General features: G+C 62.8%; 17 protein-coding genes and 3 pseudogenes. 11 read left to right on the forward strand and 9 right to left on the reverse strand.

The window, feature by feature from the left end; all coding sequences use genetic code 11:
- Nucleotides 1-120: 120 nt before the first annotated feature.
- Both OG331_RS22755 and alr read right to left on the reverse strand, forming a co-directional pair.
- On the reverse strand, nt 121-1056 hold the full coding sequence (locus tag OG331_RS22755) for an ATP-grasp domain-containing protein (protein WP_406199084.1): 936 nt from the start codon (nt 1054-1056) through the stop codon (nt 121-123).
- A gap of 70 nt (nt 1057-1126) precedes the next feature.
- A complete protein-coding gene (gene alr, locus OG331_RS22760) occupies nt 1127-2086 on the reverse strand; it encodes an alanine racemase (RefSeq protein WP_406199087.1) in 960 nt (319 codons plus the stop codon).
- A 578-nt stretch (nt 2087-2664) separates the two neighbouring features.
- Here alr and OG331_RS22765 point away from each other — a divergent pair.
- Nucleotides 2665-2964 carry a hypothetical protein gene (locus tag OG331_RS22765; RefSeq protein WP_406199089.1) on the forward strand — a complete coding sequence of 100 codons (300 nt, stop codon included), beginning with the start codon at nt 2665-2667 and terminating at the stop codon, nt 2962-2964.
- A gap of 57 nt (nt 2965-3021) precedes the next feature.
- On the opposite strand, the gene OG331_RS22770 is transcribed toward OG331_RS22765, so the two are convergent.
- On the reverse strand, nt 3022-3237 hold the full coding sequence (locus OG331_RS22770; protein WP_406199091.1) for a hypothetical protein: 216 nt from the start codon (nt 3235-3237) through the stop codon (nt 3022-3024).
- A 244-nt stretch (nt 3238-3481) separates the two neighbouring features.
- A complete protein-coding gene (locus OG331_RS22775) occupies nt 3482-4351 on the reverse strand; it encodes a hypothetical protein (RefSeq protein WP_406199094.1) in 870 nt (289 codons plus the stop codon).
- Nucleotides 4352-4750: 399 nt separating this feature from the next.
- On the opposite strand from OG331_RS22775, the gene OG331_RS22780 reads away from it, so the two are divergent.
- Together OG331_RS22780 and OG331_RS22785 are read left to right on the forward strand one after the other, a co-directional pair.
- Nucleotides 4751-6049: a hypothetical protein gene (locus OG331_RS22780; RefSeq protein ID WP_406199096.1), complete on the forward strand. Its 1299-nt coding sequence runs from the start codon at nt 4751-4753 to the stop codon at nt 6047-6049.
- A gap of 115 nt (nt 6050-6164) precedes the next feature.
- A complete protein-coding gene (locus OG331_RS22785) occupies nt 6165-6311 on the forward strand; it encodes a transposase (RefSeq protein ID WP_406199099.1) in 147 nt (48 codons plus the stop codon).
- A 212-nt stretch (nt 6312-6523) separates the two neighbouring features.
- Here the strand turns inward: OG331_RS22785 and OG331_RS22790 are convergent, their stop codons facing one another.
- A complete protein-coding gene (locus OG331_RS22790; protein WP_406199102.1) occupies nt 6524-6691 on the reverse strand; it encodes a hypothetical protein in 168 nt (55 codons plus the stop codon).
- Nucleotides 6692-6717: 26 nt separating this feature from the next.
- Here OG331_RS22790 and OG331_RS22795 point away from each other — a divergent pair.
- Both OG331_RS22795 and OG331_RS22800 read left to right on the forward strand, forming a co-directional pair.
- Nucleotides 6718-7487: pseudogene (locus OG331_RS22795) on the forward strand (transposase family protein); the annotation flags it as partial.
- A 131-nt stretch (nt 7488-7618) separates the two neighbouring features.
- Nucleotides 7619-9043, forward strand: coding sequence for an IS1380 family transposase (locus OG331_RS22800; RefSeq protein ID WP_406190362.1), 1425 nt, complete (start codon nt 7619-7621; stop codon nt 9041-9043).
- Nucleotides 9044-9215: 172 nt separating this feature from the next.
- Here the strand turns inward: OG331_RS22800 and OG331_RS22805 are convergent, their stop codons facing one another.
- Nucleotides 9216-10133: an endonuclease/exonuclease/phosphatase family protein gene (locus OG331_RS22805; protein ID WP_406199105.1), complete on the reverse strand. Its 918-nt coding sequence runs from the start codon at nt 10131-10133 to the stop codon at nt 9216-9218.
- Nucleotides 10134-10376: 243 nt separating this feature from the next.
- Nucleotides 10377-10596, reverse strand: a pseudogene (locus OG331_RS22810) (IS5/IS1182 family transposase); the annotation flags it as partial.
- 787 nt (nt 10597-11383) lie between these two features.
- Here OG331_RS22810 and OG331_RS22815 point away from each other — a divergent pair.
- The 6 genes from OG331_RS22815 to OG331_RS22840 all read left to right on the forward strand — a co-directional run bounded on the left by OG331_RS22815 (nt 11384) and on the right by OG331_RS22840 (nt 15220).
- Nucleotides 11384-12166, forward strand: a complete 783-nt coding sequence (locus OG331_RS22815; RefSeq protein ID WP_406199108.1) for a hypothetical protein — start codon at nt 11384-11386, stop codon at nt 12164-12166.
- An 11-nt stretch (nt 12167-12177) separates the two neighbouring features.
- Nucleotides 12178-12567: a cupin domain-containing protein gene (locus tag OG331_RS22820; RefSeq protein ID WP_406199110.1), complete on the forward strand. Its 390-nt coding sequence runs from the start codon at nt 12178-12180 to the stop codon at nt 12565-12567.
- A gap of 110 nt (nt 12568-12677) precedes the next feature.
- Nucleotides 12678-13709, forward strand: a complete 1032-nt coding sequence (locus OG331_RS22825; RefSeq protein ID WP_406199113.1) for a class I SAM-dependent methyltransferase — start codon at nt 12678-12680, stop codon at nt 13707-13709.
- 26 nt (nt 13710-13735) lie between these two features.
- Complete coding sequence (locus tag OG331_RS22830; RefSeq protein WP_406199116.1) at nt 13736-14560, forward strand: phenylalanine 4-monooxygenase; 825 nt, start codon at nt 13736-13738, stop codon at nt 14558-14560.
- 74 nt (nt 14561-14634) lie between these two features.
- Nucleotides 14635-14814: a hypothetical protein gene (locus OG331_RS22835; protein WP_406199118.1), complete on the forward strand. Its 180-nt coding sequence runs from the start codon at nt 14635-14637 to the stop codon at nt 14812-14814.
- A 103-nt stretch (nt 14815-14917) separates the two neighbouring features.
- A complete protein-coding gene (locus OG331_RS22840; protein ID WP_406210210.1) occupies nt 14918-15220 on the forward strand; it encodes an IS3 family transposase in 303 nt (100 codons plus the stop codon).
- On the opposite strand, the pseudogene OG331_RS22845 reads toward OG331_RS22840, so the two are convergent.
- Together OG331_RS22845 and OG331_RS22850 are read right to left on the reverse strand one after the other, a co-directional pair.
- Nucleotides 15221-15620 (reverse strand): annotated as a pseudogene (locus tag OG331_RS22845) (IS5/IS1182 family transposase); the annotation flags it as partial.
- 241 nt (nt 15621-15861) lie between these two features.
- Nucleotides 15862-17103 carry a hypothetical protein gene (locus OG331_RS22850; RefSeq protein ID WP_406199120.1) on the reverse strand — a complete coding sequence of 414 codons (1242 nt, stop codon included), beginning with the start codon at nt 17101-17103 and terminating at the stop codon, nt 15862-15864.
- Nucleotides 17104-17314 lie beyond the last annotated feature (211 nt).

A 17314-nucleotide genomic window follows, 5' to 3' on the forward strand; every position in this document is an offset into this window, starting at 1 on the left:
CGGGGGCTGGGCCCCTGCGACACGCGCCCGGCAAGCCGAGGCACCCTCACATCCGAGACGTAAGTCCGAGATGTAAGGGTGCCGCTTACTCGGCTGCCAGAAGTATCGCGGCCGATGGCATCACGGGTGATATACAGCGGGGCGCTTCATCCCACTGGACAGAATTGCCCCGATCATGCCTTCGTAGCTGATGCCGTCGGCGTTGGCCATCGTGGCCAGGTTTCCCGTGAGGGCCATACCTGGAACCGTGTTGAGTTCCAGCACGACCGGGCCGTCCTGCGACATCATGAAGTCCACTCGACCGACTCCGTAGCATCCACACAGTTCGAAGACCCTGAGCGCGATGGAGCGCATCCGCTCGGACAACTCGTCCGGAACGGGAGCAGGGCACTTGTACTCGGTGAGGTTGGGATCGTTCTTCGCTTCGTTGTCGTAGAACTCGTTCTTGGAGACAGCCTCAAGCACCGGGAGGGCCCGAACCTCGCCGTCGATCTCGAGCACACCGACAGTCATCGTATTGGTCGAGAGGTACGGTTCCGCCAGGTAATCTTGCGATACGTACTTTCCTTCTCCATTGAGGAGTCTCGCCACGTCCTCGACGCTCCGCACGATACCCGCCTCGAAACTGTCGCCGCTCGACGCGGGTTTCACGAAGAGCGGGAACTCGAGAGCACTCAGAGTTTGGCGGATTTCGGTGTTCGACATCCCGCGCCGAAGTACGGCCGACGGCAGAGTCGGAATCCCGTGGGCTGCCATGAGCTGCTTGAACGTGGGCTTGTGCATGCCCAGCGCGCTCGCCAGGACACCCGAGCCCGTGTAAGGGAACCTCAGCATCTCCAACATGCCCTGAAGTTTGCCGTCTTCGGCATACCAGCCGTGGCCCGCTATGAACGCCGCTTCATAGTCGGGGAGCTTCTTCCAGAATTCGACGTCCAACATGTCCAGCAGATCGACGCTGTGCCCCAGATCACTCAGAGCTTTCGCGGCCGGTTCGCCCGAGGTGTACGACCCCTCGCCCTCCGGGCTGGGACCACCAATGAGTACAGCAATACGCATGACAGAGCTCCAGAACTGTTTCTTTTTTCGGAAATGAGAACGGACGACAGGACAGTCGCTACGCGAATCGTCAGTCGACGATTCTCCGGAGTGTGCGCCTGGCGTCATCAACCAACCCGGCACTTATTTCCCAGCTGTCAATGGCAGCATTTTTTGCGTGATCCGCGAAAGTGATGCCGTCACCGACAAGGGTTACAGGGGTTCCTGTCGGGAGTTTCCTGTCGAGGATCACACACATTGCGTCCATATAGACGGACACAACTTGGGCGCGGGCGTCTCCTACAAGAACATGGGTGCCTACCAAGTTTACGTTGAATCCATCAGCGTAGCCGACAGGAATAAGCCCCATAATTGTATTCTTCGGCACGAGGTACGAGCCCTCGTAACCAATCGTCTCGCCAGGGGAAACTCGTCTGACTTGAGCCAGGTAGCTGGTCCAGCGAAGGGTCGGCCGAATACCAAAGTCGACGTCAGGTGTTGGTGGAAATCCGACCAGCGTGCAGCCACTGCGGACCGCGTCGAGCTGTGTCTCCGGAAACAACCAGGCTGCACAGCTGTTGGCAATGTGCCGCACAGCACCCGTCGAATTGGCACTGACGTCGAGGAATGCAGCGAGCTGACGGGAAGTGATGTCCGGGTCGCCATCGGTGGCGAACTGGCTCATCACACCAACCAGTCTTCCGTTCGAGGTGACGGGCGGGGACTCAATCCCCCACCTGTTCAATCCTGTATTGATCTTCAGGTGAAAGTCCACCTGGGCTGCGAGGAGCTCCACCATCTCATCCGTGTGGGCCACGCACTCCAGCTTTGCCTCTCGCGCAATTGCTATGTCGTGAGGCGACAAGGGGCCCATGACTATTATTCTTTCCCCAGGCATCACGTTCCTGAGGGACAGCCCTTCATTGAGGGTCGCCACACAGAGGGCACTGGCCCCGACCTCTAACGCCGCCCGCGCCACTGGAATGGCACCGTGCCCATATGCATTTGCTTTGACAACAGCCCATAACTCTGCTCCGTCGAGCTTCTTCATGAGAAGCTCGACGTTCCGGCTGACCAGGGACAGGTTCAGCGTAAGTTCTGAGCGATGCACTGCGAATCCACGCCTTTCAAGTTACCAACAGTTCTCAAAACTGTTCGCCGCTCAGACGGCAGCGTTAGGCACTGCACCCCGAAGAGGCACAGTCGACTGCTAAGTCAATTCCTGCTGGATTTGGTCTACCGCGTAGGCCGGCATCGCCCGATGGGCGGGATCACAGCCCTACGTCCAGAATTCAACGAAAACGCCCCCGTTATTCACGCCACCCACAGGCTGTAGAGCCGGACGCGACCCTCGGTGCGCGAGCGGCTGCTCGTTAACTGTATAACGAAATCGCCTACAGAGAGAGATGTTTTGCGCCATAGGGGCCAAGCCTCGACATCGCATCCGTCTGACTATTTTCCGACGCTACCCGGGGGCCTTTGCCCGAATATAATGCACTTTCCCGCCCGGTTCGCTGGGAGGTCTGCGACCAGAACTGTCGTCTACTTGATGGCTTGATCGATAAGCCTGTCGCGGGCGAGGTAACTTGCCGTCACGCGTCTGTGGCCTGTGCTCCATCGACCGGAAACATGACGCACATCTCCCGCTTCGTGAGTCAGATGCTCGGCTGGACGCGGTTCGCGCAGACCCTCGACGTACTCGCGGTGCAGCCACTCGCGGGTGACATCCGGCCGGTCGGGCAGCCGGTAGGGGTGCCCCCTCAACCGGATCCGTCGTGCACGAGGAGCCGACGGACGGTGGCGCTCTGGCCGCCGGCCGGGCGGGCGATGCGGCTGAACGACCGCGACGCACCGACCCGGCTCGCCATCAAACCGCCGGTTGGCCGCCATCTGGGTGGACACGACGAGCCGCGAGGAGAGCGGGCATAGGAGACAGTCGGATTTGGCCCACAGCCGTTCGGCCGGCAGCTGTTCGGCGGGGATGGCCTACACCGCCGTTTGCCCGAGGTCGAGGCGGCGCGTGGACCGGAGCCGCAATTGGCTGACTCCGGATGACCCCGCCGCCAGTAGCCCTTCCGCGTCCGACAGGTTCTTCGCGCCCAGCACGATCGACACCGCCGGCGAGATGAGCACCTCGGCCCGTTCCCGCCAGGCGCCCAGCCCGCGCGGTAATAGCCAGGGCAGACAACGACTCGACCTCACGGCATAAACGGAAGTGTCGGACCTCAAGCGGTCACTTCAGCCGGATGAGTGCACCTGCCGAGCCACTGGCCCGCCTAGGCGGCCCTGGCTGATGTCAGGACGCGCGCCGACAGTGGATCGCTAATATGCGGTTCCATATAGTCAATTGGAACCCGGCGACCACCCGATCCGACACTCGGGCCACAGGACTGCCCACCCTCAGCCGCAGAACGCGAAATGATCCGCCGACTCCGTCGGCCGATCATCACGAAAGATCGAGGTCAGGAAGCAGGGCAAGGTGTTCCTCGCGGACCAGGTCGAACCTGAGAGCGAATGCGACCAGGGCCTCACGCTTGGAGTGCATACGGCCTCCGTCCACATACTTGGCCCAATGGCTGACCGGTAGCTTCTGATCGGCCAGGTAGTCGATGTGGTAATTGATACTGCTGCGGTTTGCACCTTTGAACTGATCGGTAACCCTCAACCTCTCAACCACCTCTTGAACGGAGGGCACCGCCGCCATAGATGAACCGCGCAATCGCGGCTCACAGAGCGTAACGAGAACGGCAAAGTACTTGCTCGCCGTGTCCAATTTGAACATATCCGACTCGGCCACCCTAGCGGCCCGCTCAGGTCCGAGCATGAGCGGCGGCGGACTGAAAACAGTGAGCTCGACTATGTCCAAACCGGACGGAATCAGAATGCGGGACATTTCAAAAGGAATGACCATGCCCAGTCGACGAGGGCGCGCCTTGATCAGCTCCGTACCCCCCTCCAGGTTCTCGATGACAAAAGTGGAGGACGTGGTGAAGTTCGAGAGGAGAAGGTGATTGCTGGAGACCTCGAACGCGCCAATTCCTGGCACGGCTTTGGGTTGAAACATACCGGTCCGGCTCGATATGTTGAATTCCAGCCGATCGCCGACTTTTAGGTTACTACGGCCCCCTTCTGAGTTTACCCCGGTCAGGTCGCGAGCGTTTCCGCGCCACGTCACTATCACTTCTACGTCGGATTCGATTTTGGTAGGCATGAACAGCACTTCCCCCGTGTTGGCATCGGAGCCTGCCAGCATGAGGTTCGGTGGCCCCAGAACCGGCCAACTCCCCCGCGCCTCATATCTGACTTGCTTGATCATGAGACCGTACAACGCGCACAACTACCCTAGCAAAGTAAAAAGTTGGGGCTCTGGTGGTGAGCTCGGTTGCTGTCAGGCCGGTACTGCAGGGGATCTTCAAGAGATCGTTGGCGTCGTTTCCGGTAGTGGTTCCGTTTTGCAATGGTCTGATACGTTCTGCGTACATGCGGTTCTTCGATCTTGTGCTCTTGACGCTCGATCTTGCGCTCTTGACGCTCGACTGGCCTTTGGATATTGTTTGAATCCCTGTTGATTTGACGGATCGGCCACTCGGTAGCCACTCACGAAAATCGGCGCGAACTGAACGATCCGTTCATTTCTCTGGCGCTTATGCAATGCAGTACAGGTTGAACAGGCAAGTAAACGCCTGTTACGCCATCCGTCAAAGTTCACTCTGATATGCGGGGTAAGGTGTCAACAGACGAAAGCGCTATACCCAGCGCGGTTTCACGAGAACAGCATGGGCGTCAACTCTATGAATTCGCACGGCGACTTCGCGATGGCCATAACCGAAGTCGAGAAGCACTGAGTCTGGTCCCGAGCGAGAACCGTCTTTCCCCTTTGGCCCAGTTGCCTCTGCAGCTCGATTTTCACAACCGTTACTTCTTCAATGAAGACCACGACCCGGATTTTTGGCAATTCAGGGGCGGGGAAAGCATCGCAGACATCGAAACGGATGTGGCGCATAGCAGCTTGAGTGCGCTGTCCGATGCGCCGTTCGTCAACCTCCGCCCGGTTTCCGGGCTCAGCGCGATGATCGTCGCGATCTCGGGCATGGGTGGCGACCCGGGCAGCACGATCGTCTGTATTGAGCCGGCGAGCGGAGGCCACCACGCCTCCGCGGGAGTGACCGAGCGTTTTGGCTTTGTTCCTGCCACCGTCTCTGTTGAGGCAGGCGCCGTGGACATCGATGGCCTGCGGAAGATCCTCTCTTCACAGCACGTATCCCTGCTTTACCTTGACCTGGCGAACAGCCTGCATCTGCTGGACGTCGGCGCAGTCGCCGCATGCCTCGCTGAGCACAGCCCGCACACCTTGCTGCACATCGACGCCAGTCACACCCTCGGGCTCATTCTCGGCGGCCAGGCGCCCAACCCACTTGATCTCGGCGCAACCAGCTTCGGTGGCTCTACGCACAAGACCTTTCCCGGGCCGCACAAGGGCGTCCTGTTCACCCGGCTGCCGCATGTGCGTGGGCTCATCAAGGACGCGCAGCGTATCTTGGTAAGCAGCCACCACTTCGCCGCGACCCTGGCACTGGGTCTGGCCGCACGCGAGTTCCAGCATTTCGGCCCAGCTTACGCACGACAGGTCGTTGCCAATGCCAAGCGGTTGGGTGCCGAGTTGACGGAGCGGGGCTTTGACGTTGCCCGCTGCACGGACGGGTTCACCGATAACCACATGCTCTGGGTTGATGTCGGGGACCACGCCGCAACCAACAAGCTCGCTGGGGCTCTGGCCGAGGCTGGGATCCGGGCCAACGTCCAGACTGAGAATGAAATGCCGAACGTCTCAGGTCCCGTGTTCCGACTGGGCACCAACGAGGTGACGTTCGAAGGCGCTTCCGAGACGTCCATGGCCCTAATTGCCGAGGCATTCGCGGCGGCTCGGGACGGTGCAGTAGACCGTGCTGCCAAGAACCGCTCACAGGCACGGCAGTCGTTCGAGAGTCCCTACTTCTTCGCTGACACGGAGTAGGCGTCGGCGCCCGGAACCACGTACTACAGCCTCAGATCATGTGACCTTGGGGTTTGCCCCCGTTTATGGACTTCCTTGAGGATCGGATCGTGGGGTCCGAGGAGGACGTGTCCGGGTGGCTGCACGGCGGTATTCGGAGGAGTTCAAGCGGGACGCGGTCGAGCTGGTGGCATCCACCGGCCGGTCGGTCAACACGCCGGCCAGACAGGGCGATTGCAAGGTCCCCGATGACCTTGCGAGTGCGCAGGCCACGACAGTGTGACGGTGCCGGGTGAGCACACGACCAGATGCAGCGGAGCTCCGTTGCGGAGGTGGCCTTCCCAACCCCCCTTCGCGTAAAGGAGCTTCGATGTGCCGCCAGTCCGCCACCGTCTGCCTGGTCAAGTAGCCCACCCGTCAGCGCACGGCGCGGTGGGCTCGCTGGCCGAGCGGCTGGCCCACGCCGGCTGATCCGCGGTGTCGGCGCGGCAAGCGTCACCCCTTCATGGCGGTACTGCTGACTGCCCGTTCCGCCGTGGTCTGCGGGGCGAAGAGCTTCGCGGCGGTCAACGAGTGAGCTTCTTCGAGCTGGTCACCGATCAGGTGACGGTTCCGGAGCGCAACAAGCGAGGCCCCCGAGCTGTTGATCGAGATGCCTGACATCTCAACCACGCTGCTCGGGAGCCTCGTTGGTTGTCCGGCCTGCCGCACTCGACCTGCCGCATGCGCTCGTGGAGTGGGTGACGATGCCCGTCGTCACCCGTGGGGGCGTCCGGCGCTGCAAGCTCCGCCCGTCCTGCGCGCGATGGAGGAACTGGTGCACCTGCGCGAACACACCGCTCTGGCACACCACTTGTGGCGAGGACCGCTGCCGGGTTCAGGATCAGCGAGTCCATCGCCCACGCCTGCACCAGCGCGGTCATCCACTTGCTCGTCGGACGTGCGCCGGGTCTGCTGAAGGGTCCTGCGCGAGACGGATGCGGACTTCGTCCTGCCGGACGGCACCCCCGCCGAGTGCGACCCCGGGTGGGAGACGGACGAGCCGACCACTCCCGCAGACACCGCCGGCACGGGGTGAACGTGTAGGTGGTCACCGATCCGAACAGCCCGGCCGCTGTGGCTGTGGCTGTGCCCCGCCCTGCCGGGCCGGCCTCACGACCTGACCGCGACCCGCACCCACCAGAGCATCCGCATCCGCGAGCGCCAGGGCATCCCCCATCCCGGCCGGCCTCGCCTGCCAGGGCGGCCGCCTCTGGGCGACCACAGGCATCAAACGCAGGCCCCGCAGGAACACACCCACACCGAGAACACCGTCAACCGGGCCCCGGCCGCGGCACGGGCACCGGCCGAACGCGGCCTCGCACACCTGGAGTCCTGACAGACCCTCCGCAGATCCCGATCCAGCCCGAACCACATGATGCCAACCGCCAAAGCCACCCTCACCCCGGAGCAGCAACGCCGAAGAAGCTCAACCTCCGTTCTTCAGCGGAGTTGGGTGACCTGGCGGCCCGATAGAAGAAAGGTGCCCGTGACCTGCAAGGATGTGAGTGTCTAGGTCATATCCGGTGCAGATGTCAGGACACCTTTCTGGTGATCGAGGGTACAGCGTGGGACCGCGGGCTGTCCGTGGGGGCTGGCGGGAAGGGCATGGTCGGGCATGCGGGAGCGGTGCTGCTGCGCCGGCTCGCCGACCGGACGGGGCTGGTCATCGCGCTGACCAGGGTGTTTCCCGCGGGCGGGAGCGGTTGGCGGGACCGGGCGGTGGTCTTCGTGCAGCTGGCGATATCGATCGCGCTGGGTGCCCGGAGCGTTCTCGAGGCCGAGCAGCTCTCGTTGCACCAGCGGCGGGTGTTCGGGCCGGTGGTGTCGGACTCGACGATGCACCGGATGCTCGCGGCCTTCGACGAGGACATGTTCGCCGCCCTGTCCCGGGCGAGGGCCCGGGCGAGACGCGTCGTCTGGACCTTGCTGACGCTGCGGCCGAACGGTTTTCCCTGGATGAGCGTGGCAGGCAAGCGCCTGGACAAGTGGGTGATCGTCGACGTCGATGCCACGATTATCACGTCCGCGTCGAAGAAGGACGGGGCGGGCGCCACGTTCAAAAAGACATACGGCTTCCATCCACTGGCTGTCTGGTGCGCGAACACCGGCGAGTGCCTGGCCATGATGCTGAGAAGCGGGAACGCCGGCTCGAACACGGCCGAGGACCACATTGCCGTGCTGGACGAGGCCCTCCGCCAGATTCCAGGCTCCTCGAGCGCGAAACTCCTGGTCAGGGTGGACGGCGCCGGGGCCACCCACAAACTGCACGAGTATCTGCGGGATTTGACCACCCGCCGTCGCCGGGTCCGTTTCACTACCGGCTGGACCATCACCGATGCGGACGAGGCGGCGATCGCCCGCCTCCCGGAACGGGCCTGGGAGCCGGCCCTGCAGCAGGACGGCAGTCCTCACGAGGAGTACGAAGTCGCGGAGTTGACCGGGCTGAACGAGCGGGAAGGCTGGATCGACGGACTGCGGCTGATCGTCCGCCGGGTCAGACCGTCCCGAAGGCACCTGAAGAACCTCACCGACCTGGAGAAGAAGACCGGCTGGAAGTACTCCGTCGTCGCGACCGACATCAGCAAGATGACCCGCATCCCCGGCTCGCACCAGATCCAGTGGCTGGACGCGCTGCACCGGCAGCACGCGGTCGTTGAGGACCGCGTCCGGACCGGCAAGGCCACCGGCCTACACAATCTTCCGTCCAAGTCCTGGACCATCAACCGCAGTTGGATGGCGGCAGCCAACACGGCCGCGGACCTGGATGCCTGGCTGAGGCTCCTGACCCTGCACGACCAGGACGACCTTGCCGAGGCCGAGCCGCAGACCATGCGGCTGCGGATCTATCACCAGCCCGCCCGCCTGGCCCGCCACGCAAGGCGCCGATACCTCCGCCTCGACCCGAGTTGGCCCTGGACGGACGCCTTCGTCCTCGCCTGGAATCGACTCACCGCCCTGCCACAGACCACTTGACCTGCACGAACGCATTCCGACGCGAGCCAGGAAGGAGGAAGACCCGCAGTCCCGGGCCAGTGGAACCCGGCGCAGCCGCAGCGACACGCGACGACTCCACGCGCCCACTGGCGGAACAAACGGGGTGAAGCCACGACCTCAGACCGTCAGCAACCCCGTTGAATGATCGAGGTCAACGATGGATTTGGGAGGTAGAGCATTCGACGAGAAGGCTCACCTGACGGTACGCGTGATCGGATTCGGTGGCCGTCACCGTAGCCGACAGTAGGCGCATTCCCTGCTCGTAGAGGACAAAGTCCCGCTTGGCACCCTTGACGGCCGTGGCGGTATTCGCGAACGCGTTGATGTACCTGTCTCGCCTGAGGACCTCATTCAGCACGTCCTCGATCGGGTCATGGTTCAGGTCGACGGCGACCACGGCCGGACCGGACTCCTTGAGGGTCAGCATGTCCCGTGTGAGCATGTCCCATACGCCAGCAAATCCCGGGTCTGTGGCACGTGCGCCGAAGTACCGCAGCGGAAAGCAGTGGCCGTTGATCAGCCCGACCTGACGGCCACCCAGGTCGACCTTGGTGATCATGTATCCCTTGTCTGCCAGCGACCACGCCTCTCCGTCTGGGCCGGTGCCAGTCAGGCCGGGGTTTGGGAATTGTCTGTACACCGCGTTCCCGAGCGGGAAGCGGGACAGGACCGCCAGCGTGAGGTTGGCGTCTCCTGCCAGGTGCGAGGCGCTGGTGGGGAACGACACCACGTGCGGATACCCCGCTCGGCGCGCCAGGTAGTGCGGCTGGCTCTCGCGACGCCCGAGGTAGTCGTGAGCCTCCTGGAGGCAGACCACATCGGGCGCATGCTGCCGCAGCACCGACGCATAGTAGTCCGGCGAGGGGATTCCGCCGCGCTGATGGGATGCGCCGAGAATCCCGCCTCCTATGTTCCAGGTTGCGAGCTTGATGAGGGATGTGGGTTCCACGGTGTCGCCCATTCGTAGGGAGGAAGTCAGACCTGTTCCGTATACCAATCGCGAATCGTCGGCGATCCGTGTGTCGGACTCTTCAACGCTAGGTGCGGACAGCGTGATTGCGGCCGGCATGCCGCTCGTGTCGGTCGCGCCCGCAATCGGCCCTCAACTACCCCTCTGGTCCAGGACTCCACGCTATGAGGGGAAGGTCAGCGCGCAGGAACATCACGAAGTGCTGGCAGTTGCGGCGTCAGAGTAAGCAGTTGACGGCGACTGGAGCACGCCCAGAATGCTGTACTGCACGACATCGGACGGCATGTCGAGCACTCCTGCGGCTTCGCGCGTCAAACATGTTATGACGGAGCGTAGTTCGTCCGACGGTTCTTTCACAGCAACCGAGCTGTTCGGATCGGTGGCCACCTGCACGTTCACCCCCTGCCGGCGGTGTCTGCGGGAGTGGTCGGCTCGTCCGTCTCCCGCCCGGTCGCACTGGGCGAGGGTGCCGTCCGGCAGGACGAAGTCCGCATCGGTCTCGCGCAGGACCCTTCAGCAGACCCGGCGTATGTTCGGCGAGCGGGTGGATGACCAACGAGGTCCCCGGGCAGCGTGGTTGAGATGTCAGGCATCTCGATCAACAGCTCGGGGGCCTCGCTCGTTGCGCTCCGGAACCGTCACCTGATCGGTGACCAGCTCGAAGAAGCTCAATAACGAGCAACGTCCGGCCCCTGAGCTGGCAGACCGTCGTTCATCTTCATCCCGTCGTCGCACACGGGCCGGCTGCCGAACCGAAGACGTCCGAGCACAGATCCCCACGAAGAACGACGCGACCATCCGATACGTCCCCAGAACCAAGACGCCCCACAACAGTACGTGCGGCGACGTCCCCGCCGGCCGGGACCCGGGGCCGGATGAGCGCACCTGCCGTGCCACCGCCAATCATGCAAGGGCTGGTTAGGCGGCCCTGGCTGATGTCAGTACGCGTGCCGCCAGCGGATCGCTAGTATCCGGTTCCGTATAGTCAATGAGCTGCTGCCCCGGCTCAGGAATTTGCACCACCTGTCAGGAGATGACCGAGCCGCAATAGAGATTGGATGCCACGTATGGAGACGTTCAATCCGACCTGGCCCCCGTCGGAGCAAATCCAGTCTTGCAGCTTCTTCTCACTTGGCCATAGCAGCCCGTGAGTGAAACTCAGAATTGCCTACCAAGATGGCCGTCTGGCTACATAGCGCCCCTGCCGGGGCGAGGCCGACGCGTCACTCGGATCATTCCGAATGCGCTCCGTTTCGCGTTCTTCCGCGGAGGGCCGCCAGGTAGGGAGCGGCAGTTACTAGACATACCCGGTTTATGGGGAACCAACGCTCGCACAAAGGATCCGATTCATGGCACAACTTTTCGCAAAGACGCTACTGCCTGAAGTGCGCGACCACCTGGAAATGACGGGCCACCTTGGCGACGGCACGCTCTCCGAACGGACCGGGGCGGTGGTCCGCAGTCTCGCCAGGCACGACGAGATGCGGTCCCTGATAGACCACATAGTGTCGGACGACGATCAACTCGCCGAGATCGCGGCGCGGTCGTATTACCACGCGAACAGCTTTCTCAAGCTCGTTTTGGCGGTCGGCAGCGAGAACGCCTGGAAGCTTCGCCTCCACGTATGGCATCCACAGTCGGAGGCGGATCGCCCGCCCAGGGAGGACATCCACTCGCATCGCTGGGACTTCACAACCGCCCTGCTGCTCGGCGAGTACAACGCCCGCGAGTACATGATTGCCCCCGGCGACGAGTACCACCACTACAAGTACACCCCAGTCCGGGCGGACCAGTTCTTCTCGCTGGAGTCCATGGGGACCGATCAGCTGGCCCAGGTGTTCGAATCCAACCTGCAGGCCGGCACGGTCTACCACCTTGACCACCGAGTCCTCCACAGCATCGCGCGTTCCCACGACGGGCCTACGGCCACGGTCGTCCTGCAAGGGCCCACTGTGCGGAGTTCGACGAATGTCTATCGCACGACCCCGGTCGGCGAGAAGGGCGGAGTCAGGGGGATCGAGAAGGGTGGAGACCGGGAGATCGAGAAGGCCGGAGACCAGGAGATCTATGTCGAACGTCCTTCCGTCGAGCAACTGCGCGCGGAGCTGATTCAGCTCCACGGCTGGTTGTGACCCCGGGCCCGGTGCGCAGAACCGTGAATCAATACAAATACACGGCTGAGGCTGCGGCTCGCTTCAACAAGCACGGCGTCGACCTGACCGTATACGGGCAAGCGGATCCGTCTGTGACCACCGTCCACATCCGTGTCGCGGAAGGTCATTTTGAGGAGTTCTACAACGTTAAGAGCTCCTATACGATTTACGTCATCAGCGGCCATGGCACCTTCTATCTCAACGACGAAGCCGTAGAAGTGAACGCCACGGATCTAGTCGCCGTCCCACCGGGGACACGTATTTACTATTTCGGAAACATGGAGCTACTGCTCACTGTCTCCCCGGCGTGGGACGAAGCGAACGAACGCCACGTTAGGTTTCTGGAAAAGAACCAGATTCCGAACACTCCCCGCCCCTGAAGCCCGCCGCCCGGCCTGGATAAAGCTGGACTCAGGCAGTGGCATAAAAGAACCTGGGGGAGCCGCAATTTCGAAGGCTCCCTCTATCCGCGTGACGGGAAGGCCGTACAATGAATCCTCCTGAATGGGAAACAGGCCAGGTAGCCGATCAACCGCACCTGGCCGCCTCGCAGTCAGCGGCTGATCTCTTCAACTCGGCAGTCGCGTCTTGGGCGATCGCTGCCGGATGGGAGATCGGCGCTCTTGATGAACTGAGCGGGAAGGGCAAGCTCGAGGCGGCCGCCTTCGCCGAGGAGCACGACCTGCACGTCCAGTCGACAAGGGGCATGTTCACCGCGCTGGCCAGCGTCGGCGTCGTCGAGCGTGAAGGCGACACCATCCTCCCCGGCCCGTTGTTCGACGACGTGTTCCGGACTAAGTCCTTCTTCCATTGGCTCACCCGCGGCAGTGCGTCCTTGTTCACGGCCATGCCCACGGTGATGAAGAACGCCAACCGAGTCGGCGAGTTCTACACCCGGGACGCGCCGGCGATCAGTTTCGCCTGCCGGGAAATCAATGCTGAGGTCTTTGACCCTGTCTTTTGGGAGGTGATGGATGGTCTGGATCTCCCCTTCACCAAGGTTGCCGACCTCGGATGCGGCAGCGGTGAACGACTTCGGCAGATCGCCCGGCGTCATCCCGGAGTCCAGGGACTCGGGCTCGACATCGCCCCCCGTGCGCTGGAGGCCGCCAAGGCCGCCACAGCGGAGGCTGGGCTCGGAGACCGCATTTCGTTCGGTGTCGCGGACGCCCGCGCGCTCGAACCACGTCCCGAACTCGCCGACGTCGACCTCATCACCAGCTTCATGATGGCGCACGACTTCTGGCCCCGAGAGAAGTGCATCACCTCTTTCCGGAAACTTCGCGAGGTGTTTCCGAACGCGCGCCGACTCCTGCTGGCGGACACAGCTCGACTGACCGATCTGCCCGACCACCGATTCCCGATGTTCAACCTGGGTTACGAAGTCGGGCACGACCTCATGGGCGTTTATCTGCCGACCATGGAGGATTGGGAAGATGTCTTTCCCGAGACGGGCTGGCGACTTCTGAAGACTCACCGCCTGGACGGGTTGACAAACGGATTTATATTTGAACTCGAATGACACCTGGGCAAGGAGCTGAGAAGCACGTGCAGGAACAATCAACAGAGGCTTCCGACCCGTACTACGAGGCGCGACGTGCCGAAATAGCGGCCTTGGCGGATCGCTGTGGTCCGGACGATCCGATCCCAACGATCGAGTACACGGAACAGGAACACGAGGTCTGGCGGCTGGTGAGCGGAAAGCTTGCCGCACGCCACCGCTCGGACGCCACGATCGAGTACCTTGACGCGGCGGAATCCCTCGCAATCCCCCAGGAACAGGTTCCGCAGCTCCGGGATGTCAGCGGGCGTATTGAGTCGCTTTCCGGCTTTCGTTTCAGGTCAGCGCCTGCGCTCGTGCCCTTCCGGCAGTTCTGCAGCGGCCTGGCAGATTCGGCCTTCCACTCCACACAGTATTTGAGGCATCCGAGCACACCGTTCTACACCGCAGATCCGGACATGCTGCACGATGTTATCGGGCACGGGAACGCTCTGGCGAACAAGCGGTTCGCCCGTTTGTACCGCCTGGCTGGTGAGGCTGCCGCGCGAGCCGAAAGTGAGGCGGCGTTGCAGTTCATTGCCAAGGTGTTCTGGTTCACGCTCGAGTGCGGCCTGATCCGGGAGCAGGGAAAGCCAAAGGCGTACGGTGCGACGATCGTTTCCTCGTACGGAGAGCTGAACCATTTCCGTGACGCTGACATCCTCCCGCTGGAGCTGAAGAGCCTGGCCGACGTCGAGTACGATATATCGACCTACCAGAAAGTTTTGTTCGAAGCGGACTCGATGAACCAGCTTGAAGACACTGTGGGTGGCTTCTGGGAGACCTGCGACGACAATTCTATTGAGGCTCTGCTAGGCGAATCCGTCTGCTGAGATTGAACGGCAGGCCGGCGTTCAGGGTCGTTGCGGCTGATCTGAACGGCAACCCCGAAGCGCTCCGTAGCTGGGTGCGCGTCGCCGATAGCCGCCCGGCCGGGAGCGGCGGCCAGGACGAAGAAGGCGTGCAGAGCGAGGTCGCCCGGTTGCGGGCGGAGAACGCCCGGCTCGTGAAGGCCGAGAAGGAATGGCAGCTGGAACGCGAGATCCTGCGCCGGGCGGCGCAATGTTTCGCGTACGAGATGAAGTGAAGGCCCGCCGCTGGGACTTCACTTCATTTCCGAGAATACCGAGTCCTTCGGCGGTGGGTCGCTGGCGCTGACGCGCGCCGAGCGGCAGGCCAGGGAGGACGCCCTGGTCGCCGAGACCCATGCCGAACACCGTGGGAACTACGGCGCGTTGAGCGTCCACGCCGATCTGCAGGGCTTCGGCCACACCTTCAACGGCAAGCGTGTCCCGCGGCTGATGGGCAAGAACGACATCGTCGGCCGGTATCTGCGCAAGAAGAAGCGGACCACCATCGCGGACCGTCTCGCCCCGCCGGGGCGGACCTCGTCCTCAGGGACTTCACCGCCCGCGCTCTGGACGAGAAATGGTGCGGCGACATCACATACATGCAGGTCGGCCCGTATGGCTCTATCTCGCCTGCGTCATTGAGCTTCTTCGCGTTGCTGCTCCGGCGGAGAGGGTGGGCTCCTGCGGGGGCCCGCGTTTGATGCCTGTGGCCACCCAGAGGCCGCCGCCCTGGCAGGCGAAGCCGGCGAGGGCGGGGACGCCCTGGCGCTCGCGGATGCGGATGCTCTGGTGGGTACGGGCCGGGGTCAGGTCGTGAGCCCGGCTCGGCAGGGCGGGGCACAGCCACAGCCACAGCCACAGCGGCCGGGCTGTTCGGATCGGTGACCACCTACACGTTCACCCCGTGCCGGCGGTGTGTGTGGGAGTAGTCGGCTCGTCCGTCTCCGACCCGGTCGCACCGGGCGGGGTGCCGTCCGGCAGGACCATGTCCGCATCGGTCTCGCGCAGGACCCTTCAGCAGACCCGGCGCACGTCCGGCGAGCGGGAGGCAGGTCGATTGCGGCAGGCGGGATGACCAACGAGGCCCCCGAGCAGTGTGGTTGAGATGTCAGACATCTCGATCAACAGCTCGGGGGCCTCGCTCGTTGCGCTCCGGAACCGTCACCTGATCGGTGACCAGCTCGAAGAAGCTCACTCATCCCGACGACGGTCGTGCGGAGGGCGAGCCGCCGACTTGGGCGTCGTCCGGGGCGCACCTGGCCGAAGACGGGCCAGACGGCAAATCACCGGCGCGGGCGACCCTTCTCCACATCCGGCTCTCCTGCTGCCCCGTTACCGTGTGAGCTGACCAGCGCCTTCAGAGCATCGGGCCACGCGCCGGGGTCCGCGCCGTGCTGGCAGAACACCGCGTACGCGAAACGCTCGAGCCCGAATCCGACACATGCGGTGTACGCGGTACCGCCGTTCGCGTCGGAAATCCCAAAGACGGAGCCGAACTTGTCGCCGTGAACGTTGAACGATCCGGCGGCTACGCTGCGGCCGGCCTCGACGGGTAGGCACAGCTCGTACTTGAGTTCCATGACTCGCTGGACCTGCACATAGTCGGCGACCTGCTCGTTGAGGAAGAATGGGTCGTTGGCGACTTCAACTCGACCGGCCAGTCCCAGTTCGTCGACCAGATCGCAGACAGCGGAAACCATACGACGGCGCTGTTCGACGACCGAATTCCGGTCACCGAAGAAGACGACCTCCCGCATAGTAAATTCCCAGAGCCGTTCCAGAGAGCGCCGATAGCGGGCCTCGAAGCGGAAGGTTTTCCCTCGAGTGGTCACTGCGATGGACTTTTTGTCCAGGCTGCTGCCAGACAAGTGCTCGTAGACGTGATAGCAAACGGCAGGAGGAAGGCAGTAGCCGATATGTTCGCTGTGCTCTTCGATATGCTTGCCGATATCTTCGGACGCCGCGATTCCCGATGTGAATGAGTCGTAGGTGTCGACGTCCGAGTGGAATCGACTGGCCGTCATCAGGAACTGAGGAAAGGCACTCATGTACCCAGCGCGCCGCAGGGTTTCCGTAGATATGAGGGTGGGGTAGTGGAACGAGTCGGCGTCGAATTCTTGGACGGCCAGTTCGTGAAGCCTACGGTCAAGCCCGAACATCACCTTGCCGAATAGGCCGCCAACGGCGTAGAGCCCTTCCCCCATCTCTGCGACTATATCGGCGTCTGCCAGCTTCGCGAAGACCCCATCGTCTCCCTGTGCGGCGTGTGGAGACTTCCAAATTATTTCGGTCTCCAACTGCTCTTGGGGCAGCACGTCCTTGGTAATTATCACGTCCAATTTTCGGCTGAGTTCATCCCCATTCACAGCGGTCGATGTGGTGACCTCTACACCCACGACCCGCCCGCCTTCAGAAATAAGCTGAAAACCCTCGATCCCTGGCGTGACGTAGTAAATTCGCTTAGCCAGCTCGGAGCCGAGGTATTCAGGGATTTGCTTGACGAGCATGACGGTCTGGGTGGGCATGGAACTCCTCAAGTGGGGCGCGCAAGGTGAAGCTCCGCCCTGAGTCTGGACAGCGGGTGGCTACGCTGCGGGGGGCGAGATCTGGTTGCAGCAGAGTTCGTGTTTCGAGTTGGGTGACGTACCCGCGCTCGGGGTGTTTTCGGAACGGGCCGCCTCATGGGATTCCCAGACGGTGGTGCCGATCTCCGCTTTGATTAGCCCGAAAGAACTT

The sequence above is a fragment of the Streptomyces sp. NBC_01017 genome (assembly GCF_045162795.1).
GTDB lineage: Bacteria > Actinomycetota > Actinomycetes > Streptomycetales > Streptomycetaceae > Streptomyces > Streptomyces machairae.